The organism is Embleya sp. NPDC050493 (genome assembly GCF_044458105.1).
In the GTDB taxonomy this organism is placed as follows: domain Bacteria; phylum Actinomycetota; class Actinomycetes; order Streptomycetales; family Streptomycetaceae; genus Embleya.
In genome coordinates, this window is sequence record NZ_JBITHP010000021.1 from 39533 (window position 1) to 58475 (window position 18943).

General features: G+C 71.6%; 17 protein-coding genes and 2 pseudogenes. 10 read left to right on the plus strand and 9 right to left on the minus strand.

Annotation, left to right across the window (positions count from 1 at the left end; all coding sequences use genetic code 11):
• Positions 1-168: 168 nt before the first annotated feature.
• Both ACIBM5_RS32215 and ACIBM5_RS32220 read right to left on the minus strand, forming a co-directional pair.
• Complete coding sequence (locus ACIBM5_RS32215; RefSeq protein WP_396010132.1) at positions 169-1107, minus strand: hypothetical protein; 939 nt, start codon at positions 1105-1107, stop codon at positions 169-171.
• Between the two features lie 389 nt (positions 1108-1496).
• Entirely contained in the window at positions 1497-2153 is a 657-nt protein-coding gene (locus tag ACIBM5_RS32220; protein WP_396010133.1) for an MBL fold metallo-hydrolase, read from the minus strand.
• A 172-nt stretch (positions 2154-2325) separates the two neighbouring features.
• On the opposite strand from ACIBM5_RS32220, the gene ACIBM5_RS32225 reads away from it, so the two are divergent.
• Complete coding sequence (locus ACIBM5_RS32225; RefSeq protein ID WP_396010135.1) at positions 2326-3192, plus strand: spermidine synthase; 867 nt, start codon at positions 2326-2328, stop codon at positions 3190-3192.
• A 229-nt stretch (positions 3193-3421) separates the two neighbouring features.
• Complete coding sequence (locus tag ACIBM5_RS32230; protein ID WP_391586019.1) at positions 3422-3817, plus strand: nuclear transport factor 2 family protein; 396 nt, start codon at positions 3422-3424, stop codon at positions 3815-3817.
• Positions 3818-3868: 51 nt separating this feature from the next.
• On the opposite strand, the gene ACIBM5_RS32235 is transcribed toward ACIBM5_RS32230, so the two are convergent.
• Positions 3869-4966, minus strand: a complete 1098-nt coding sequence (locus ACIBM5_RS32235) for a GlxA family transcriptional regulator (RefSeq protein ID WP_391586018.1) — start codon at positions 4964-4966, stop codon at positions 3869-3871.
• Positions 4967-5136: 170 nt separating this feature from the next.
• Here ACIBM5_RS32235 and ACIBM5_RS32240 point away from each other — a divergent pair.
• Positions 5137-6033, plus strand: a pseudogene (locus ACIBM5_RS32240) (NAD(P)-dependent oxidoreductase); the annotation flags it as partial.
• 85 nt (positions 6034-6118) lie between these two features.
• On the opposite strand, the gene ACIBM5_RS32245 reads toward ACIBM5_RS32240, so the two are convergent.
• Together ACIBM5_RS32245 and ACIBM5_RS32250 are read right to left on the minus strand one after the other, a co-directional pair.
• Complete coding sequence (locus tag ACIBM5_RS32245; RefSeq protein WP_396010137.1) at positions 6119-6829, minus strand: lysophospholipid acyltransferase family protein; 711 nt, start codon at positions 6827-6829, stop codon at positions 6119-6121.
• A 125-nt stretch (positions 6830-6954) separates the two neighbouring features.
• Positions 6955-7665, minus strand: coding sequence for a TetR/AcrR family transcriptional regulator (locus ACIBM5_RS32250; protein WP_396010138.1), 711 nt, complete (start codon positions 7663-7665; stop codon positions 6955-6957).
• A gap of 275 nt (positions 7666-7940) precedes the next feature.
• On the opposite strand from ACIBM5_RS32250, the gene ACIBM5_RS32255 reads away from it, so the two are divergent.
• Positions 7941-9482, plus strand: coding sequence for an APC family permease (locus ACIBM5_RS32255; protein WP_396010139.1), 1542 nt, complete (start codon positions 7941-7943; stop codon positions 9480-9482).
• The gene (locus ACIBM5_RS32260; protein WP_396010140.1) at positions 9479-11203 is read left to right on the plus strand and encodes an amidohydrolase; all 1725 of its coding nucleotides are present in this window, start codon (positions 9479-9481) and stop codon (positions 11201-11203) included. The genes ACIBM5_RS32255 and ACIBM5_RS32260 overlap by 4 nt, the downstream gene beginning before the upstream one ends.
• Positions 11204-11392: 189 nt before the next feature.
• On the opposite strand, the gene ACIBM5_RS32265 is transcribed toward ACIBM5_RS32260, so the two are convergent.
• On the minus strand, positions 11393-12373 hold the full coding sequence (locus ACIBM5_RS32265) for a helix-turn-helix transcriptional regulator (protein WP_396010141.1): 981 nt from the start codon (positions 12371-12373) through the stop codon (positions 11393-11395).
• Positions 12374-12527: 154 nt separating this feature from the next.
• On the opposite strand from ACIBM5_RS32265, the gene ACIBM5_RS32270 reads away from it, so the two are divergent.
• Together ACIBM5_RS32270 and ACIBM5_RS32275 are read left to right on the plus strand one after the other, a co-directional pair.
• Positions 12528-12803: a hypothetical protein gene (locus ACIBM5_RS32270; RefSeq protein ID WP_396010142.1), complete on the plus strand. Its 276-nt coding sequence runs from the start codon at positions 12528-12530 to the stop codon at positions 12801-12803.
• Between the two features lie 10 nt (positions 12804-12813).
• A complete protein-coding gene (locus tag ACIBM5_RS32275) occupies positions 12814-13575 on the plus strand; it encodes a dienelactone hydrolase family protein (protein ID WP_396010143.1) in 762 nt (253 codons plus the stop codon).
• Between the two features lie 71 nt (positions 13576-13646).
• Here ACIBM5_RS32275 and ACIBM5_RS32280 read toward each other — a convergent pair whose 3' ends face one another.
• Positions 13647-14531, minus strand: a complete 885-nt coding sequence (locus ACIBM5_RS32280; RefSeq protein ID WP_396010144.1) for a nuclear transport factor 2 family protein — start codon at positions 14529-14531, stop codon at positions 13647-13649.
• Positions 14532-14593: 62 nt separating this feature from the next.
• On the opposite strand from ACIBM5_RS32280, the gene ACIBM5_RS32285 reads away from it, so the two are divergent.
• A complete protein-coding gene (locus ACIBM5_RS32285) occupies positions 14594-15712 on the plus strand; it encodes a helix-turn-helix transcriptional regulator (RefSeq protein WP_396010145.1) in 1119 nt (372 codons plus the stop codon).
• A 776-nt stretch (positions 15713-16488) separates the two neighbouring features.
• Here the strand turns inward: ACIBM5_RS32285 and ACIBM5_RS32290 are convergent.
• Both ACIBM5_RS32290 and ACIBM5_RS32295 read right to left on the minus strand, forming a co-directional pair.
• Positions 16489-17097, minus strand: a complete 609-nt coding sequence (locus tag ACIBM5_RS32290; RefSeq protein ID WP_396010147.1) for a GNAT family N-acetyltransferase — start codon at positions 17095-17097, stop codon at positions 16489-16491.
• A 142-nt stretch (positions 17098-17239) separates the two neighbouring features.
• Positions 17240-17479 (minus strand): annotated as a pseudogene (locus ACIBM5_RS32295) (alcohol dehydrogenase); the annotation flags it as partial.
• A gap of 14 nt (positions 17480-17493) precedes the next feature.
• On the opposite strand from ACIBM5_RS32295, the gene ACIBM5_RS32300 reads away from it, so the two are divergent.
• Both ACIBM5_RS32300 and ACIBM5_RS32305 read left to right on the plus strand, forming a co-directional pair.
• Positions 17494-17886 (plus strand): zinc-binding dehydrogenase, encoded by a 393-nt coding sequence (locus ACIBM5_RS32300; RefSeq protein WP_396010148.1) that lies wholly within the window; start codon positions 17494-17496, stop codon positions 17884-17886.
• Positions 17887-18067: 181 nt separating this feature from the next.
• Positions 18068-18829, plus strand: a complete 762-nt coding sequence (locus ACIBM5_RS32305; protein ID WP_396010149.1) for a group II truncated hemoglobin — start codon at positions 18068-18070, stop codon at positions 18827-18829.
• The last annotated feature ends 114 nt before the right edge of the window (positions 18830-18943 follow it).

Genomic DNA, 18943 nt, shown 5'->3' on the forward strand with positions numbered 1-18943 from the left:
TCCCTTGGGACTGAAGGATTTTGATCGGGATCGGCCTGCGGTTTCCGCGCTGTTCCGCCGTCCCGTTCTTCGATGTCTCAAGACTGTCGTCCGCGCTCGCCTCGAACAACGGCCGATCTCGGAACCGTGGTTAACCTCCGGGTTACCGATGCCGGGACCGGTCGCGGTTCACGGCCCGTCGGGTACGTCGGCGCCGCGCAGGACCGTGGTCAGGTCGTGGGCCAGGTCGCGGCCCACGGGCGTGGCCGGACGGCGTGCCGACAGGCGGACCGTATCCGCCAGGAGCCGGGTGATCCGGCCGGAGGCGACCGTGGTGTGCGCCGGGAGGATGTGCGATTCCAGGAGGTCGCCGGCGTCGCGCCAACTGCGGGTTCGGGCCAGCGCGTGCAGCAGGTAGGCATGGTCGTTGTGCGCGGTGCGAGTGTCCGGGACGCGTCCCGCGGCGGCTTGCTCGAACAGGGGGATGGCCCGGGTCCACTGCCCGTTGTCGGCGTGGATCATCGCGTGATGCCAGGTGATCTCGGCGGTGTCGAGCCACCAGGCCCAGTCCGGATCCCGGGCGCCGACGCCTTCCAGGTGTCGGCCGTACGTCTCGCCGATCAGCCTGCGGGCCCCGGCGTGTTCGCCGTACTGATTGAGGGCCCGGGCCCGGCGCAGCACGAACAGGGTCCGTACGCCGGATGGCAGGGCGTCGTCGAGGACCGTGTCGCAGATGCGCAACGCCTCGTCCGGGCGGCGCAGGTGGATGGCCTGCATCGCGAGTTGGGAGAGGGCGAACCGTTCGGCGGAGCGATCACCGGCCAGACGCGCCGTCCGGACGGCCCGGGTGCTCAGTCGACGGGACAACGCGTGTCGATCGGCGTCGTAGGCCAGCCAGCCGGCGATCTGGTGGGCTTCGGAGACGGCGGACAGCCGGTCCCGGGACGGCAGGCCGGTCAGGGCGCCGCGCAGCGCCGCGCGTGCCGAGCGGACCGCCGGAGTGAGGATGGCGCCGGCGCCGAACCGGGTGTCCAGCGCCACGATGTGCGCGCTGTACTCCCGCAGTTGCCGGATCTCCTCGACGTCACGGGCGTGGTACGACCGATCCCGCGGCCGTACGGGTGCCACGGCCGATTCGGTGCTTCGCACCGAATCGGCGTCCGCCGCGGGGCCGGACCGGCGATGGGGGAGGAGGTTCGGCGTCGACGCCGATATGGAAACGGGCGTCGACGGCACTGCGGGTGTCGGTGACCGCACCGCTGCCGCTGTCGAATTCGAGGGATCACGGTCCACGGACTGACTCTCTCCGCCGATGTCCTGTTCTCCGAGGCTCGCACCATGAGATCACGACGTCGGTGCGCGGCAACGACAGAGGAGTTCGGGAGCGGCTACCCCTTCTGCTTTCCCGAGGTCGACATGCGCCTCCCCTTCTCGCCCGGCACGGCCGCGCTCGTCCAACGCGCTGACGGCGGGACCGGGGGCGGCCGAGCGGCCCGGCGTACGCACGGTGTGCGGCGTCAGGCTCCGGGGAGTGAGGTGCCTTCCCCCGGGACCAGGCGCCGGACCGGGCGGGTGTCGGAGCCGGCGAGTTGGCCCAGGAGGCGTTCGGCGAGGGCGAGCCCGGTGTCGTTGTAGATGCCGTCGTGGATCAGGAACGCCTGTGCCGGGTCGACCTCTCGCACGTAGTCCGCGGCGTCGCCGAGTTTGAGCCAGGGAGCGCCCGCCGGCACCAGCAGCGTGGGCACCGCTTCCTCGGGAACGGTGAACGCGTCGCCGGGGTGGAAGATGCGACCGTCGATCAGGAAGCCGACGTTGTCGATGACGGCGATGTCCGGGTGGATCACGGCGTGCTTCTCGCCGTACACGTGCACCGCCACGCCCTGCGCGCCGCCGATCTCGAACGTGTCGCCGTGCGTCACCGCGTGGATGCGGCCGGCCAGATCGGGGAACTGCGCGGCGACGGCCGGATTCGTCCAGATCTCCAGGTCCGGGTCGGCCGCGGCGGCGGCCCGCAGCGCGTCGGGGACGACGTGGTCGAAGTGCTCGTGGGTGATCAGTACGGCGTCGGCGCCGACCATCGCATCGGGTTCGCTGAAGGCGCCGGGATCGATCACGATGGTGCCCCGGTCCGTGGTCAGACGTACGCACGCGTGGCCGAGTTTGGTGAACTGCATGGCTGCTCTCCCGGATGTTCCTGCTTCGTGATGCCTGGTCGGTGCTGGGGTGCCCATCGGCGCCGCGGTGCCGCGGCTCTGTGGTGCCTGTTGCCGCTGCCCCCGACGATCATGCCAAGGTGATCGGTACAGGGCGGCGGAGCGGGGGCTGCGGCTGCGAGACAATCGATGCATGTACGACGACCAGCAAGAACCGACCGAGTCGATTCCGGTGGGGCGGGCGACGGATCTCGGTGCGGCGTTGCTGATGCCCGACATCGACCGGCCCCGCGCGTGGTTGCTCACGCTCAACGATTCGCCCCAGTCGTACGTGGATCTCGACCAGCCCGAGCACCTGGAATTCGAGTACACGCGCCGCCTCGGCCACGTCGTGGATCTCGTGGCCGAACCGGGTGCGCCGATCGCCGCGCTGCATTTGGGCGGCGGCGGGCTGACACTGCCCCGTTACATCGCGGCCACCCGGCCCGGCTCGGTGCAGACCGTCGCCGAACTCGACGGGGAACTGGTCGCGTTGGTGCTGGAGCACCTGCCGTTGCCGACGGGCCGGACGATGGATGTACGCACGGGCGACGCCCGGGCCGAGCTGACGGCGCGGCCGGACGACTCGGCCGATCTGGTGATAGCCGATGTGTTCGGGGGAGCCCAGGTGCCCGCGCACCTGACGTCGCGGGAGTTCGCCGCCGAGGTGGCCCGCGTGTTGCGGCCTGGCGGGGTGTACGCGGCGAATATCGCCGACGGCGGCGACCTCGACTTCGCGCGGGCGCAAGTGGCCACCCTGCGGGCGGTGTTCCCCGAGGTGGCGTTGATGGCCGAGCCGGGCGTACTGCGCGGCAGGCGCTTCGGCAACCTCGTCGTCGTCGCGTCCGCGATCACGCTGCCGGTGTCCCAGTTGGCCCGGCGAACGGCCGGCGACGACACGCCGGCCCGGGTGCTCTCCGGGATCGAGGCGCGGGTGTTCTCGCGCGATGTCGCGCCGGTGACGGATCGCACGGCCACCCCGTCGCCGGCTCCGCCCGGGGGTACCTTCCGCATCGGATGAGCGAGCCGGACGACTCGCCCGACCGGATGGCGCGTCCGCGTCATCCGGGAGGGGAGTCGCGTTCCGGACAGGGGTGTCGGGGATCGGGACCGCCTCTTCGGCGCTGTGCCGGAGGCAGTCGCCCGCCGACCGAAGGGATCCGCGAGGGAGTGGACCCGAGACGTGAGGAGTGACAGGGTGGAGTCGTCAGCCATTTATCCGTGTTTGGTGTGGAAGGTGGCGAAATGCCATGGCTGAACATGCACACGCCGCATTGATTCGTCAGGGGTACGAGGCGTTCTCCTGCGGCGACCTGGACACCCTGCGCTCGATGATGACGACCGACTGCACGCAACACGTACCCGGCAACCACAGGCTGTCGGGCGACGTCAAGGGTGTGGAAGCGATCCTCGACTACTACGTACAGCTCGCCACCGAGACGGACGGCACCTTCCGGGTCGAGCTGCGACACCTCTTCGTCGACGGTCGCGGCCACGTGATGTCGGTACACCGAGCCACCGGCAAGCGCGCGGGCAAACTGCTCGACCAGATGGGCGGCATCGTCTTCCGCATCGTCGGCGAGAAGATCACCGATCTCGACGAGTGCGTCGAGGACATGACGGCGGCGGAGGACTTCTGGGCCTGAATCGACCGCGATCGGGCGGCAACCGCCGGCCCGGCGGCGCCCAGGCGGGTGTCAGCCGGTGGTGGCGGGGCGGGGTCGGTCGGCCGTGGGCGAGGTGAAGGCGCGGCGGTAATCGGCGGGGGAGATGCCCAGCCGGGCGGCGAAGTGGTGGCGCAGGTTGGCGGCGGTACCCAGGCCACTGCGCTCGCCGATCTGCTCGATGGGGAGGTCGGTGGTCTCCAGAAGCGACTGGGCCCGGGCCAGCCGCTGGGTGAGCAACCATTGCAGCGGCGTGGTTCCGGTGGCGGCCTGGAGGCGGCGGAAGAAGGTTCGCGGGCTCATCCGGGCGCGGCGGGCCAGGTCGTCGACGGTGAGCGGACGGTCGAGGTGGGCGCCGGCCCAGTGCAGCACCGGGGCCAGGCCCTCGTCGTCGGTGGCGGGGACGGACAGATCCACGAACTGGGCCTGGCCGCCGGGTCGATGGGCCGGGACCACCAGCCGGCGGGCGAGTTGGTTGGCGATGTGGGCGCCCAGATCGGTACGCACGATGTGCAGGCACAGGTCCAGCCCGGCTGTCATGCCGGCGCTGGTGAGTACGGCACCGTCGTCGACGTACAGCACGCTGTCGTCGACGGTGACCTTGGGATGACGGCGGGCCAGATCCTCGGTGTGCGCCCAGTGCGCGGTGGCTCGGCGGCCGTCCAGGAGGCCGGCGGCGGCGAGTGCGAAGGCACCCGTGCACAGCGAGACCATCCGCGCCCCGGCGTCGGCCGCGGCGCGCAGGGCGGCGAGGAATCCGGCGGGCAACTCGCGGTCGTGATCCACGCATTCCTGCGGCACGGCCACCACGATCACGGTGTCCGCACCGGCCAACGCGTCCCATCCGTACGGGGTGCGAATCCCGAAACCGAAACCGGATCCGCTCCCGTTCGCGTTCCCGCTTCCGGAGTCGCCGGCCTCGGCCACAGTCGGCCCGGACCGAGTCGGCCGCTCCGCGCAGACGCGGAAGTCGTACCACCGATCCGTGAGTTCGGGCTGAGGAGTGCCGAACACCGCACACGCGAGCGCCAGTTCGTACATGTCCCACGGCGGGATGTCCGTGTCGTCGATCACCGCGACGGCGACGGATCCCGGTCCGGTCGCGCGGGCGTGCGCGGGTCGGTCGTGCATGACGAGAAAGCCTAGAGCATCGGTGGCACGAATTTTGCGCTCACAGGCATTCCTGCCACTGTCCGCGCCTTCCGGACGCTGCGAGGGTTGTCCGCGTCGCCGGAAACGCCGGCCGCCGAGGGCGGCCAAGCGGCGCGACCCATGCACGAACGGGCACGAGTGCCCGGCGCCACGAACGAAGGACGAACATGAAGCACGAAGCCGAAACCGAAGCCGTGACGGTCATCGGACTGGGATCGATGGGCCGGGCGCTGGCCGAGGCGTTCCGCGCCGCCGGCCATCCCACGACGGTGTGGAACCGCTCCGCGGCGAAGGCCGACGAGGTGGTCGCCCGGGGCGCCGTGCGCGCCGACACCGTGTCCGCGGCGATCGCGGCGAGTCCGCTGATCGTGGTCTGCGTCCTGGACTACGACGCGATGCACACGATCCTCGCCGCCGACGAGGCCGCACTCGCCGGGCGGACACTGGTCAATCTCACCTCGGGTTCACCCGAGCAGGCCCGGGAGACCGCCGCGTGGGCGGCCCGGTCGGGAGCCGCCTACCTCGACGGCGCGATCATGTCCACGCCGCCCGGGATCGGCTCGCCCGACTCGATGCTGCTCTACAGCGGCGATCCGGCCGCGTTCGCCCGGCACGCCGCGACACTGCGAGCGCTCGGCGACCCGGTCGACCTGGGGGCCGACGCCGGCGTCGCGAGCCTGTACGACACCGCGCTGCTCGGGCTGATGTGGGCGGCGCTGACCGGCTGGTTGCACGGCTCCGCCGTGGTCGGCGCGGACGGGGTGAGCGCGGCCGACTTCACCCCGATCGCCAACCGCTGGTTGAGCCACGCCGTGGCCGGCTTCATCGGCGAGTACGCCGCGCAGGTCGACGCCGGCACCTACCCCGGCGACGACGCCACGCTGGACGTGCACCTGGCGACGATGGACCACCTGGTACACGCGAGCCGAGCACGCGGCATCGACACCGCGCTTCCGGAGCTCTACCGCCACTACACCCGTCGCGCGATAGCCGCCGGCCACGGCTCGAACGGCTACGCCCGACTGATCGAGGAACTCCACGGGTAACCGCACCACCCCGACGACCCGCACCTGCGCCCCGGCGCGTCAGCGGTGCCTCGCGAGCCGGCGCCGAAAGCGCCCGACAAGCGGCTCAGACCTCCGCCGGCGTCTCGTTGTACACGCCCGCGTAGTCCTGACCCGACAACTTCTGGATCGCTTCCATGATCTCGTCGGTGATCTCGCGCCGGGCCCGGGCCACGTCCTTGCGCTCGTAGTGGTGCGAGAAGTCGAGGGGTTCGCCGAAGCGGATGAGCGCGCGCGGCGACAACTTCGGGATGTTCGAGCCGATCGGCTGGACCTGGTCCGTGCCGATGATCCCGACGGGCACCACCGGGCAGCGCGCGGCGAGCGCGAGCCACGCGACGCCGGTCCGGCCGCGGTAGAGCCGGCCGTCGCGGGAGCGGGTGCCCTCGGGGTAGATCCCGAACGCGTCGCCGCGTTCGAGCAGCGAGAGCGCGGTCTCCAGGGCGGCCTTCGCCGCGCTGTGCGTGCCTCGGGGCACCGGGACGGCGCCGATTCCGGAGAAGAAGGCATTGCTGACCCGGCCCTTGAGCCCGGGGCCGTCGAAATACTCGGCCTTCGCGAGGAACGACACCTTGCGCGGCATGACCACGGGGATCGCGACGCTGTCAACGAACGACAGGTGGTTGCTGGCGATGATGACCGGGCCGGTCATCGGTACGTTCTCGCGGCCCTCGGTCTGCGGGCGATAGATCGCCTTCGCGGTGGGCGCCACGACGCCATGCATGAACTTGTCGATCAGCACGGATCCCCCGTGGGAGTGGGTGAGGTCTGGAAACACGCGCCACCTTATCGAGTCTGCGGCACCCCCCACGACGCGTGTACCCACCTGCACCGTTGACGCAGTGTCAAAAGTTGGTCACGAGCGCGGATCGCGGTGATCGGTGCCGCTCCGCGCGGCCGTGTTCACACCCGTCGGGCGAGCGATTCCAGCAGCAGGTCGAGCACATCTTCGAAGGGGCTGCCCGCCATCTCCTCGGCCAGGTGCCGGCGGACCGTGCCGATCGCCGGATAGTCCGCCCGGGGCAGCGTGTTGTACGTCTCCTCCCAGGATCGGTCGTCGGCCTCGCGCACCTCGGGCGGGAGTGCGCTGTAGGACGCCTCCAGGGCCGCGTGCGCGAGCACGGTGTCGATGAACGCGCGGTAGTAGCGGACCGCGTCGGCGGGGGAGAAGCCCGCCGAGAGCAGCAGCGCGACCCCCATCTCCACGGCCCGGAACTCGTTGTGTCGCCGGGTCACCCGGGCCGCCGCGAGCGCGGCCACGCGCGGGTGGCGCAGATAGCCCTCGCGCACCCGCTGGCCCAGTTCGCGCAGCGACGCCACCCAGTCGGGGCCCGGTCGGTAGCCGATCAGCGTCTCGCCGATCAGGAAGTCGGCGATCGCGAGCAGCAGGTCGTCGGTACTGCGGAAATACCGGTAGATGGCGGTGGGGTCGCATCCGAGCGCGGCGCCGAGCTTGCGCACCGTCAGCGCCTCCGCGCCTTGGTGCCCGATCAGGCGTACCGCACAATCGACAATGACATCCTCGGACAAAACCGTCCCCGACTTGGTCGGCCGGCGTCGGCGACGTTCACTCACCACCCGGTCCGCTCGATCCCCCCGGCCCACCTGTTCCATGCGCTCCACACGTTCCTCCGAAGCCGGCTCGGCGTGCGCCGTGCCCGATCTCTCCCGGCCGCCCGGTCCCCGAGCCGCTGTCTCGGTCCCCGAGCCACGGCCCTCGTTCCCCAAGCCTCCTCGGTCCGCCCACCGGTGTCCTCGGCACCCATGCCGCCGTGCGCTGCGGCATCGTGCTCGCGCAGATCTTATGTCAACACCATTGACGTAATTCTGACGCAGGCTGTTTCATCGGCGTCCACCCCCTGTCAGCTTTAGCCTCCCTTGGAGCGCCGATGTCCACGAACCTGCCCCGGGACGATCAACCGCCCGCGCTGCGCAAGTCGCTCGGTGTCGTCGACGGCATCGCGGTGGCCGCGTCCAGTACGGCGGCCACCACCAGCATCGGCGTCGGCATGGGCAGCCTGGCCGCCACCGTCGGCCTGGCCACGCCGGCGATCATCCTGATCGCCTTCCTGCCCATGCTCGGCATCGCCGGCGCGTACGCCCGACTCAACCGGGTCGAGCCGAACTGCGGCAGCGGCTATGTCTGGGTCGGCAAGTCGATCGGCCCGTATTCCGGATTCCTCACCGGCTGGGTCGCCCTCGCCGGATCGATCATCTTCCTCGCGTACACCAGCGCGATCACCGGTTCGGTGCTGCTCCAGTTCGCCAACAAGGCCGGCTGGCACGAGTTCGCCGGGCTGACCCTGGACCCGAACTCGACCAAGCTCAGCACCGTCCTGGGCCTGGTCGTCCTGGTCGTGGTCACCGTGCTCGCCATCACCGGCGTGCACCAGGCGACCCGGTTGCAAACCTATCTGCTCGTCTTCGAGTACTCGGTGCTGCTGATCTTCTGCGTCTGGGCGATCGCCTCCGGCGAGCAGCCGTTCTCGTTCTCCTGGTTCAACCCGTTCGAGATCGACTCGGCCTCGGACTTCGCGCAGGGCCTGGTGCTCGCGGTGTTCTTCTTCTGGGGTTGGGACGCGGCGTTCAGCGTCACGGAGGAGACCAGGAACCCCGAGGACTCGGCCCGCGGCGGACTGATCGCGCTGTTCGTGATGCTCGGCATGTTCCTGCTCGGTGCGATCGCCTTCCAGCGCGTGATGACCGTCCCGGAACTGGCCGAGAACGGACCGCAGGGCCTGACCTTCCTGGGTGCGCACCTCGCCGCCGACCCGTGGGCGAGCCTGCCGCTGCTCGCGCTGATCTTCTCCGCGATCGCCTCGCTGCAGTCCGGCGTCATCCCCACCGCGCGCGGCATGCTGGCGATGGGCCGCGACCAGACGCTCGGCAAGGTGTGGACCCGGATCCACCCGACCTTCGGATCGCCCGCGATCGGCACGCTGCTGATCATGGCGATCGCCGCCGGCACCGCCGTCCTGGCGATCGGCATCCCCAAGCTCAACGACATGATCCTGGCCGCGGTCAACTCGATCGGCCTGATCGTGGCGTTCTACTACGGCCTCACCGCCATCGCGTGCGCGGTTCGCTTCTGGCCGACCCTGCGCACCGACCGGCGTGAGGGCGTGCGTGCCGTGGTCATCCCCGCGCTGAGCGGACTGGCCCTGTTGGGCGTCGGCGCCTACCTTGCGTACGACTACCTGACCATGAGCGACAGCTTCGAACTCAGCCCCGACAACGGCTGGTTCATGTTCTCCGTGCCGATGGTGGTGATCGTCAGCGGGATCGGCTTCGCGGCCTACGCCAAGTACGTCCGCAAGTCGCCCTACTTCGAGACGGGCCGGGGCACCGACGGCGACGCGATCGAGCTGCCGATGGACCGTTACAACGACGCCGCCGATTTCGACGCATTCAAGTCCGAGGGAATCGTATGAGCACGACCGAGCAGACCGTCCCCGCCGCCTCCGCCGCGGCCCCTGTTCCCGCGGGCACCGTCGGCTCCGCCGCCGCGCGATCCGCCTCCTCCGCGGCGGCCGACCTCGTCTTCACCGGCGGCGCGGTGTACACCGTCGACGCGGCGCGCAGCCGGGCGAGCTCCGTGGCCGTGCGCGACGGGCGGATCGTCGCGGTCGGGCACGACGAGGTGCGCGACCTGATCGGTGATCGCACCGAGGTCGTCGATCTGGCGGGCAGGCTGCTGATCCCGGGCTTCCAGGACGCGCACGTGCACCCGGTGGGCGGCGGCGTGGAAATGGGTCAGTGCGACCTGTCCGAGCACGAGACGCTCGCCGACTACCGGCAGGCGGTGCGGGCGTACGCCGACGCCAACCCGGACGTCGAGTGGATCACCGGCGGCGGATGGTCGATGGAGGCGTTCCCGGGCGGCCTGCCGCACCGGTCGATGCTTGACGACCTGGTTCCGGACCGGCCGGTGTTCCTGCCCAACCGGGACCACCACGGCGCGTGGGCCAACAGCGCGGCGCTGCGGCTGGCGGGCATCACCCGGGACACCCCGGACCCGGCCGACGGCCGCATCGAACGCGACTCCGACGGTGAGCCGACCGGTGTGCTCCAGGAGGGCGCGGCCGATCTGATCGGCCGGCTGCTGCCGCCGCTGACCGCCCAGGACCAGCTGGCCGGCCTGCTTCGGGCGCAGGAATTGCTGCACTCGCTGGGGGTCACCGCGTGGCAGGACGCGCTGCTCGGCGCGCACGCGAACATCAGCGACGCGAGCGCCGCGTACGTGACGGCGGTGGACCGCGGGCTGTTGACCGCCCGGGTGGTCGGCTCGTTGTGGTGGCAGCGCGACCGGGGGATCGAGCAGATCGACGAACTGCGCGCTCGGCGCGAGGCGGGTACGCGCGGACGGTTGTCCTGCACGACCGTCAAGATCATGCAGGACGGGATCGCGGAGAACTTCACCGCCGCGATGCTGAGCCCGTACCTGACGTCGTGCGGGTGCGCCTCCGACAACAGCGGGATCAGCTTCATCGAGCCGGAGGCGCTGCAGCGGTACGTCACCGCCCTGGACGCGCACGACTTCCAGGTGCACTTCCACGCGCTGGGCGACCGCGCGGTCCGGGAGGCGCTGGACGCGGTGGCCGCGATGCGCGCGGCGAACGGGTGGAAGGACACCCGGCCGCACCTGGCCCACCTCCAGGTGGTGCACCCGGCCGACATCGCGCGGTTCCGCGAACTCGGCGCGAGTGCGAACATGCAGCCGTTGTGGGCCGCCCACGAGCCGCAGATGGACACGTTGACCATCCCGTTCCTGGGCGCGGAGCGGGCCGGGTGGCAGTACCCGTTCGGCGCGCTGGCGCGCAGCGGTGCGACGCTGGTCGCGGGCAGCGACTGGCCGGTGTCCAGCCCGGACCCGATCCAGGGCATCCACGTGGCGGTGAACCGGCGGATCCACGGGGCCGATGCGCCGGTCTTCCTCCCGGAACAGCGGCTCGACCTGCACACCGCGCTGGCGGCGTACACGGCGGGCAGTGCGTATGCGAACCACCTGGACGACACCGGCAGCATCGTGGTGGGCAACCACGCGGACCTCGTGGTGCTCGACCGCGACCCGTTCGCGGCCCCGGAGAGCGAGATCGGCGCGACCCGGGTGTCGGAGACGTTCGTGGGCGGGGAGCGGGTGTTCGGGAGGTAGGAGCCGGGGCTTGGCCTTGGCCGGGGGCCTGGTCGGGTCCGGCCTCGAAAGGGGGCCGGACCCGGTGGCTCCAGGCTTGGCCGGTGCGGTGCGGTGCGGTGCGGTGCGGTGCGGTGCGGGGCTCGGCCGGGACCGGGCTTGCTCCGGCCCCGGCCTGGTCCGTTCCGGGTGTGGCCGGCCCGGGATGGGTCAGGACGGATCGTCCGCTTGCCGGGTGGCGGTGCGGACGAGTTCGGCGATCCGCTCCCGCTGTGCCGGCTCGGCGGTGAACGTGACGATCTTCTGGTCCGGCCGGTCGGCCACTTGCAGCACCACGTGGGTGAGATCGAGGCGCCCGAGGACCGGATGCCGAAGGCGCTTCCGGCCGGAGGACAGCGCGCTCACATCGTGTCGGGGCCACCACGCATCCGCCTCCGGCCCGGCGGCGCGCAGCCTGCGGATCAGGTCGGCGAAGGCCGGGTCGCCCGGGTGGTGGTCCGCGGCGGCGCGGAACCGGGCCAGCGCGCCGACGGCCTCGGCCTCCCAGTCGACGAGCCGGGTGCGCGCCTCGGGGGCGACCAGGGTCCACCAGACGATGTTGCGTTCCTCGGGCGGCAGCAGCGACCAGTCGGTCCACAGCGCCCGGGCCGCGTGGTTGGCGGCGAGCACGTCGAAGCGGCGGCCGGTGACGTAGGTCGGGTCCGGGTCGAGGCGGTCGACCAGCGCCGCGACGCCGGGGGCGAGCACCTCGGCGGCCGCGCCGACGGGGGCGGCGGTCGGCTCGCACGTCGCGAGGTGGATCAGATGGGCGTGTTCGGCCGGTTCGAGCCGCAGCGCGGCGCCGAGGGAATCCAGGACCTGGCGGGACGGGCGGACGTCGCGGCCCTGCTCCAGGAACGTGTAGTACGTGGTCGAGATCGACGCGAGGCCGGCCACCTCCTCGCGGCGCAGCCCGCGGGTGCGGCGGCGGGTGCCCGGCGGGAGGCCGACGTCGACGGGTTGGAGCCGAGCCCGGCGAGAGCGCAGGAAGTCGGCCAGTGCGCGGGCGGGTCGATGCGGGGCCGGGGGATCGGCGGCCGGGAGGTCGGGGGCCGGAGGATCAGGGCTCGGGTGATCGAGGCCGGGGCGATCGGGGCCCGGGTGATCGGGGCCCGAATGGTCGGGCGGCGCCGGGTTCGGAGTGGCGGGCATCCTGGCGGGTTCCTTGCGGGTTTCCTTGATCGATTTCGATGGGTTCTGCTCGATATCGGTCGGATCTGCTTGGGATCCGGTTGATCCTGGTACCCCTGTTACCAGTAAAAGCGGTCTCTGGATACCAGTGTGGGGCCTGTCTAGGGTCGTCGACATGACCACCGTCAAGACGCGAACGCTGGGACGACAGGGGCTCACCGTCTCGGCTCTGGGCCTCGGGTGCATGGGCCTGTCGCAGGGTTCCGGAAGCGGCCGACGACCAGGAGTCGATCACGGCGACCCGCGCTTCCACGGCGAGAGCCCGGACCGCAATCGGGCGATCGTCGCGGAGGTACGCGCGATCGCCGTCGAACGCGACGTCGAGCCGGCTCAGTTCGCGCCGGCGTGGTTGTTGGCCCAGGGGGACGACGTGGTGCCGAGTGTGGTGTGAGGACGAAGGCGTGAGTGTGAAGACTGTCGACGAGTGGATCGAGATCGACGTGCCGGGCGCGCCGGCGCCGATGTCGGGGTATCTGGCCCGGCCTGACGGGCCCGGACCGCATCCGAACGTGCTCGTGGGCTTCGAGATGTTCGGCATCACCGGCTATGTACGAGGCGTCGCCGACATGCTTGCCGGGCTCGGATACCGGGCCCTGGTACCGGACTTCTACCATCGGGCGGGCCGCCGCATCGAGTTGCCCGCCGACCCCGACGGGCGGGCGCGCGGGCTCGACCTGGTCGGTGGGCTGACCCGGGACGGTGTGCGCGCCGATGTCACGGCGGCCATCGCGGAGTTGGGCCGGCGGTTCGGCGACGATGCGCCCACCGCGATGGTGGGGTTGAGCGCGGGTGGGCACATCGCCTATTACGCGGCGACGCAGGTGCCGTTGGCGGCCCTGGTCGCGTTCTATCCGGGTTGGCTGACCGGCACGGAGATCGGCTTGGGGCGGCCGGAGCCGACGGTGACGCTGACTCCGTCGATCGCGCGGTACGACACGCCCGTGCTGGTGCTGATCGGTGCGGAGGACCACCTCTACCCGGCCGCCGAGCGGGAGTCGATCGCGCGGCTGTTGGCCGAGGCCGGAGTGCGGAACGAGTTCGTGGTGTACCCGGACACGCCGCACGGCTTCGCGTGCGAGGAGCGCGATACGTACCGTCCGGCCGCGGCGGAGGACGCCTGGGCGCGGGCCACGGCGTTGCTCGCGGAGGCGCTGAAGGGATAGCGGCCGGGCACCGGCGGCGGGCTGCGAGTGCCCGCCACCGGCGGAGTGCGGGCGGGGCGGGGTCGACCCGGTCAGTCGGCGGCGGTGTGCGCCCGGGCCACCGTGAGGCTGTCCTCGTAGACGTGGTAGCGGCTGATCAGGCCCGCCTCGACGGTGACGTGCAGCGCGCACCGCGCCCGGAAGGCCGTACCGGTGGACGCGGCCGTACGCCGGATCTCGGTCAGCAGCACCGCGTCCGGCCCGTCGACCAGGATCCGCAGGTCGGGTGTGGTGCCCGGTTCGTCGGCCTCCTGCGGACGGTCGTCGGTGTGCGCCGCGGCCAGTTCGCGAAAGTGCGCGGCGACGTCGGCGCGGGTCGAACGCGGCCGGATCCACGGTGTCGACGGGTGGCCCTCGGCCGGCCAGTCGAGCAGCCAGTCCACGCCGTCGGCGAACAGTTCGGCGATCCGCTCCGGGTCGCCCGCCCCGACGCGGCGGACGAATTCGGCGACGACGGCATTCGTACCGGGCGTCGGGTCGGTCGGCACGGTGAACTGCTGGTCGTGCCGGATGCGGCCGTCGGGGCCGAGTCGTACGACCACCCGCCCGGTCCAGGCCACGTCGCCGCCGGCCGCCGGAACCATGTGGGTCGTGAAGGTGATGGCGCCGTGGTGACCGACCGCGTCCCCGGCCGCGCGGAAGACGAATCCGCCCTCGTCGACCAGCTGTTCGTAGGCATCTGTGACGCGATCCAGGAGCGCGTCGTGGCCGATGTGCCGTCCGGACGAGATGGTTTCCATCCCGTCCGGCGCCCACAGCGCCTGGACGGCGGCCCGCCGGGCGTCCGGGTCCGGCTCGTTCCACACGGCCACGTAGCGGTCGACGAAGTCGTCGATGTCGATGTCGATGTCGGTCGGGGTGGGGGCTGGGGCGGAAGTGGGGTCGACGGTTTCGTCGGTGGTGTGGATTGAGTTCATGGGCGGAACGTAGACGCGCTCCACTGACACGTTGTGTCAGTGGAGTCGGGCAGACTCGCCGGATGCGGGCGAGTCGGCTGGTCTCCATCCTGTTGCTGCTCCAGACCCGAGGGCGGGTCACCGCTCGGGAGATCGCCGACACCCTGGAGGTCTCGGTCCGGACGATCTACCGGGACATGGAGTCGTTGAGCGCGGCCGGGGTGCCGCTGTACGCGGATCCGGGCCATCGCGGCGGATACGAACTGCTCGACGGATTCCGCACCCGACTGACCGGCCTCACCACCGGCGAGGCCGAATCGTTGTTCCTCACCGGTCTGCCGACGGCCGCCGCCGATTTGGGCCTGGGCACCGCGGTGACCGCCGCACACCTCAAGCTGATGGCCGCGCTCCCGCCCGAACTGCGGGACCGCGCCGGGCGGATCGCCGAATGTTTCCACCTCGACGCGCCCGCCTGGTATGGCGCCGACGACCACACCCCACACCTGACCGAGGTCGCGGATGCGGTGTGGAACCGGCGACGGCTGCGCATCCGCTACCTCCGCTGGGCCGAGCCGCACGAGAACACGCGGGTGGTGGACCCGTACGGCGTGGTGCTCAAGGCGGGTGCCTGGTATCTCGTGGCGGGCCACCGGGAGGCGCCCGTCGACGCGAAGGCGGGGGCCGGGGCGGCCTCGGGGCCGGGCATGGGCGTGGAGGCGGTCGGGGGTGGTCCGGCCAGAGGCTCGCCGGGCGGCGGCGGAGACGGAGCCCGGATCCGTACCTATCGGGTGTCGCGGATCCTGGATGTCGAGGCCCGCGCGGAGACGTTCGAGCGACCGGTCGGGTTCGCGTTGGCGACGTACTGGGAGGACTACCTGGACCGGTTCGACCGCCGCCGACATCGCGCGTCGGCGACCGTGCGGGTGTCCCCGAGCGCGATGAGGCGGTTGGTGGACGTGCTGGAGCCGGTCGTCGTACGCGCGGCTCGCACGAGCGCGACCCGGCCCGACTCCGACGGCTGGGTCGAGGTCGTCCTCCCGATCGAGTCGGTCGACTCGGCGATCACCACCCTCCTCCCGTTCGGCGGCGAGGCGGAGGTGCTCGGGCCACCGGAACTGCGGTCGGCGATGCGCGCGGCGGCAGCGGCCTTGGCACGGGTGTACGGATGTCGCGACGCGGGCGCCGAAACGCCCGAGTGGTGATCGGGCGATGTGCGAAGATCTGCCGAGGCTCCGCAGAAGCCCCGCAGAGTCCCCACAGAGGCCCCGCCCGAGATCCGCCGAGGAGACGGCCGCGAACCAACCGGATGCGGGACTTCCGGATATCGCATTCTTTGCCGTGGCTATACGTATCCCGGCGAGCGGGAGCCGGTTCGAGCGTGCACAATCAAGCCTTTGCCTGTCGATCATGAACGACGCCGAGCTCCGATGGGGCCGACGCTTCGTGCCGCCGGCATGACCATTTCGTGCGCAACCGACGCGTTGGCGAAGCGGGTTGTTGCTCGGAGCACAACCCGGAGTCGCGGCCGGCGAAGCCGGATCGTAGGGTCTCGTGCATCGTGATCCGCAACCGGCCGAGCCGCGTGCGCGGCCGGGCGGCGGGGTTGTGGAGTTGTGAGGCTTTGAAGGAACGGGGAGGCCAGGTCACCGCCGCTTGCCGGATTCCGCCGGATCCGGTCGGATCTCCGAGGAAGACGGGCCTGCGGTCCGGGGTGTTCAGGCCCTCGGGCCCGGTCGGGACCGGACGCCGCCGAGGCGACCGGCTCGGCTGCCGGGCGATCGAGTGGATCGAGAGACCACCGGATCGCATGGTTGGACGCCGGAGTGATCAAATGTCCGAGTGACTCTGCGGGGCGCACGTCCGATCCGCCCGCGTCCCGCAGTCGGCCCGATAATCGGGCCGGGCCAGGGCCCGTCCATCCCGATCCCGCCGCGTCGCGCCCGGCGGGATCGGGGGACGGGCTCCGGTGCTCACGGCGTCATCGGGCGGGCGTCGGATGCGACGCGTCCGGGTCGAGATCGCGCGACCAGGCCACCTCGCGGCCCAGTTGGCCGCTCGCGCGGAACAGGGCCACCTGGTGCGTGTCGGCCAGGACCGCCGCCAGCCGGGTACGGTCGGCCGGCTCGAAGCCCAACCGCTGCCAGAACGGACCCGACCGCCGGCTGAACAACCACGCCCGCCGGGCACCGGCCGCGGCGGCGCGGCCCAGTACGAAGCGAGCCAGTTCGAGCCCCAGACCTCGCCCCCGAGCGTCCTGATCCACCGCGACGCTACGAATCAGCGCGTGGTCGCCGGCGGCCGACAACTCGTACCCCGCGCTGCCGCACACCCTGCCGCCGCCGTCCCGAAGCAGCCACAAGCGCACTCCGGCCGCATCGAGCCCACTGAGCGTGAGATCGGCCCGAACCAGGAAGTCGAGCAAATCGGGAAGGTCGGCGGGAACGAAGGGGACAAGGGCGGACGCGGCGGTCCCGACGACCGGCACACCGCCGCCGGCACCCGCGCTTCCCCGATCGGTGCCGGTGGGTCTCCCGGAACTCCCGGCGTGGATGGTCTCGTCCGCATGCGCGGCAGCCCCGACGTCCATGCCGCCGAGTCTAGGAAGCAACCGCGGCACGACGAGGGTGGGGTCAGGGTCCGGGGGCGGCGGGTGGAGGGAGCAGGGCGGTGGCCAGGGAGCGGACCGAGGTGGTGAGGCGGGCCGGGCCGCCGTTGTCGGTGATGTGGCGGACCAGGTCCGCGCCCGGTTCGGTCAACCCGGCGCCGCGTTCCGGTGTGCCGACGGACGCGATCACCCGCGCGCCCGCCCGGGCCGCGAGTTGTACCGCCATCCGCCCGACGCCCCCGGCCGCACCGGTGATCAGTACCCGCCGACCCGCCACCGGCCCACTCGCCCGCAGCGCGCGCAGCGCGGTGAGCCCGGCCACGGGCAGCGCCGAAGCCACCGCCGAATCCACGGAGTCGGGCAATTCCCGAGGTCGTGGTGGGCCCGGATGGGGTCGACGAGCCGTTGGATCTGGTGCTCGACACCGTCGGCGGCCCGCAACTGGTGGCCGCCTGGGGGAAGTTGGCGCCCGGAGGTGTCGTGCAGAGCATCGGTTGGGCCTCGGGGGAGGCGGCGGTGTTCCCGCCCTATTCGACGTTCGCGGTGGGAGCGGCTCGGACGCTGAGCTCGTTCGGTGACGCGAGCGAGCCGGGGACCGATCTCGCCACGCTGGTCGGGCTGGTGGCCTCCGGTGAACTCGTGGTCCGGATCGGTCTGCGCGAGCCGTGGGAGCGGGTGGGGGAGGCGTTCGCGGCGCTCGCGGGACGACGGGTGGCGGGCAAGGCGGTGCTCGACGTGGCGCCGGCCGATGCCGCGCTTGCGAGGGGTTGAGGGCGGTCGGTACACGCCTGGGCCTGCGCGGACCGGTTCGGCGGTGCGGGCGATCGGTGGGTCGGGCAGGGTGGATTGCCTTACGCGGTCGGCGAAATCATCTCGCGTCGATGATCGGCCGGCGGGTGATCATGCCTATGGTTGACGCGATCGAACCAGCGTCTTGCATGGGGGACCGTTCATGATCGTCGAATACATCCGCTACACGATCGCCGAAGCGGACAGCGCCGAGTTCGAGGCCGCGTACGCACGCGCGGCCGAGTCGCTCGCGGTCGCGCCGGAGTGTGTGGACTACGAGTTGAGCAGATGTCAGGAGGAGGCGTCCGCCTACATCCTGCGGATCCGTTGGACCTCGACGGACGCGCACCTGAACGGCTTCCGCAAGGGCGAGCACTTCGCCGCGTTCTTCGCCGCGATCCGGCCGTACGTCACCGCGATCGAGGAGATGCGGCACTACGCGGTGACCGATGTGGTGGGCAAGGGCGGTTCGACCCCGACGCTGTACGAGTGGGCCGGTGGCGCGCCCGCGTTCGAGCGACTGTTCGGCACGTTCTACGAGCGGGTGGCCAAGGACGAGATCCTCGCCCCGGTGTTCGCGAACATGGACCCGCACCACGCCGAGCACGTGGCGTCCTGGCTGGGCGAGGTCTTCGGTGGCCCGTCCCGGTACAGCACCGAGTTGGGCGGCCACCGGCACATGGCCTCGCGGCACCTGGGTCGGGGGATCACCGAGACACAGCGCCGTCGGTGGGTCGCACTGCTCCTGGAGACGGCCGACGACGTGGACCTGCCGGCCGACCCGGAGTTCCGCGGTGTGCTCGCGTACTACCTGGAGTGGGGCACCCGGATGGCGATCCTGTACTCCGGGCCCAACCCGCCGCCGCTTCCGGAGTCGCCGATGCCGCGCTGGGACTGGGGGCAGACTCCGCCGTACCTGGGCTGACCCGATCCGGTCGAGGCCGGCCCCCCCCCCCCCCCCCCGGGGGGGGGGCCGGGGGGGGGGGGGGGGGGGGGGGCGGGGGGGGCCGGGGCCCCCCGCGCCCCCCCCCGCCCGAAC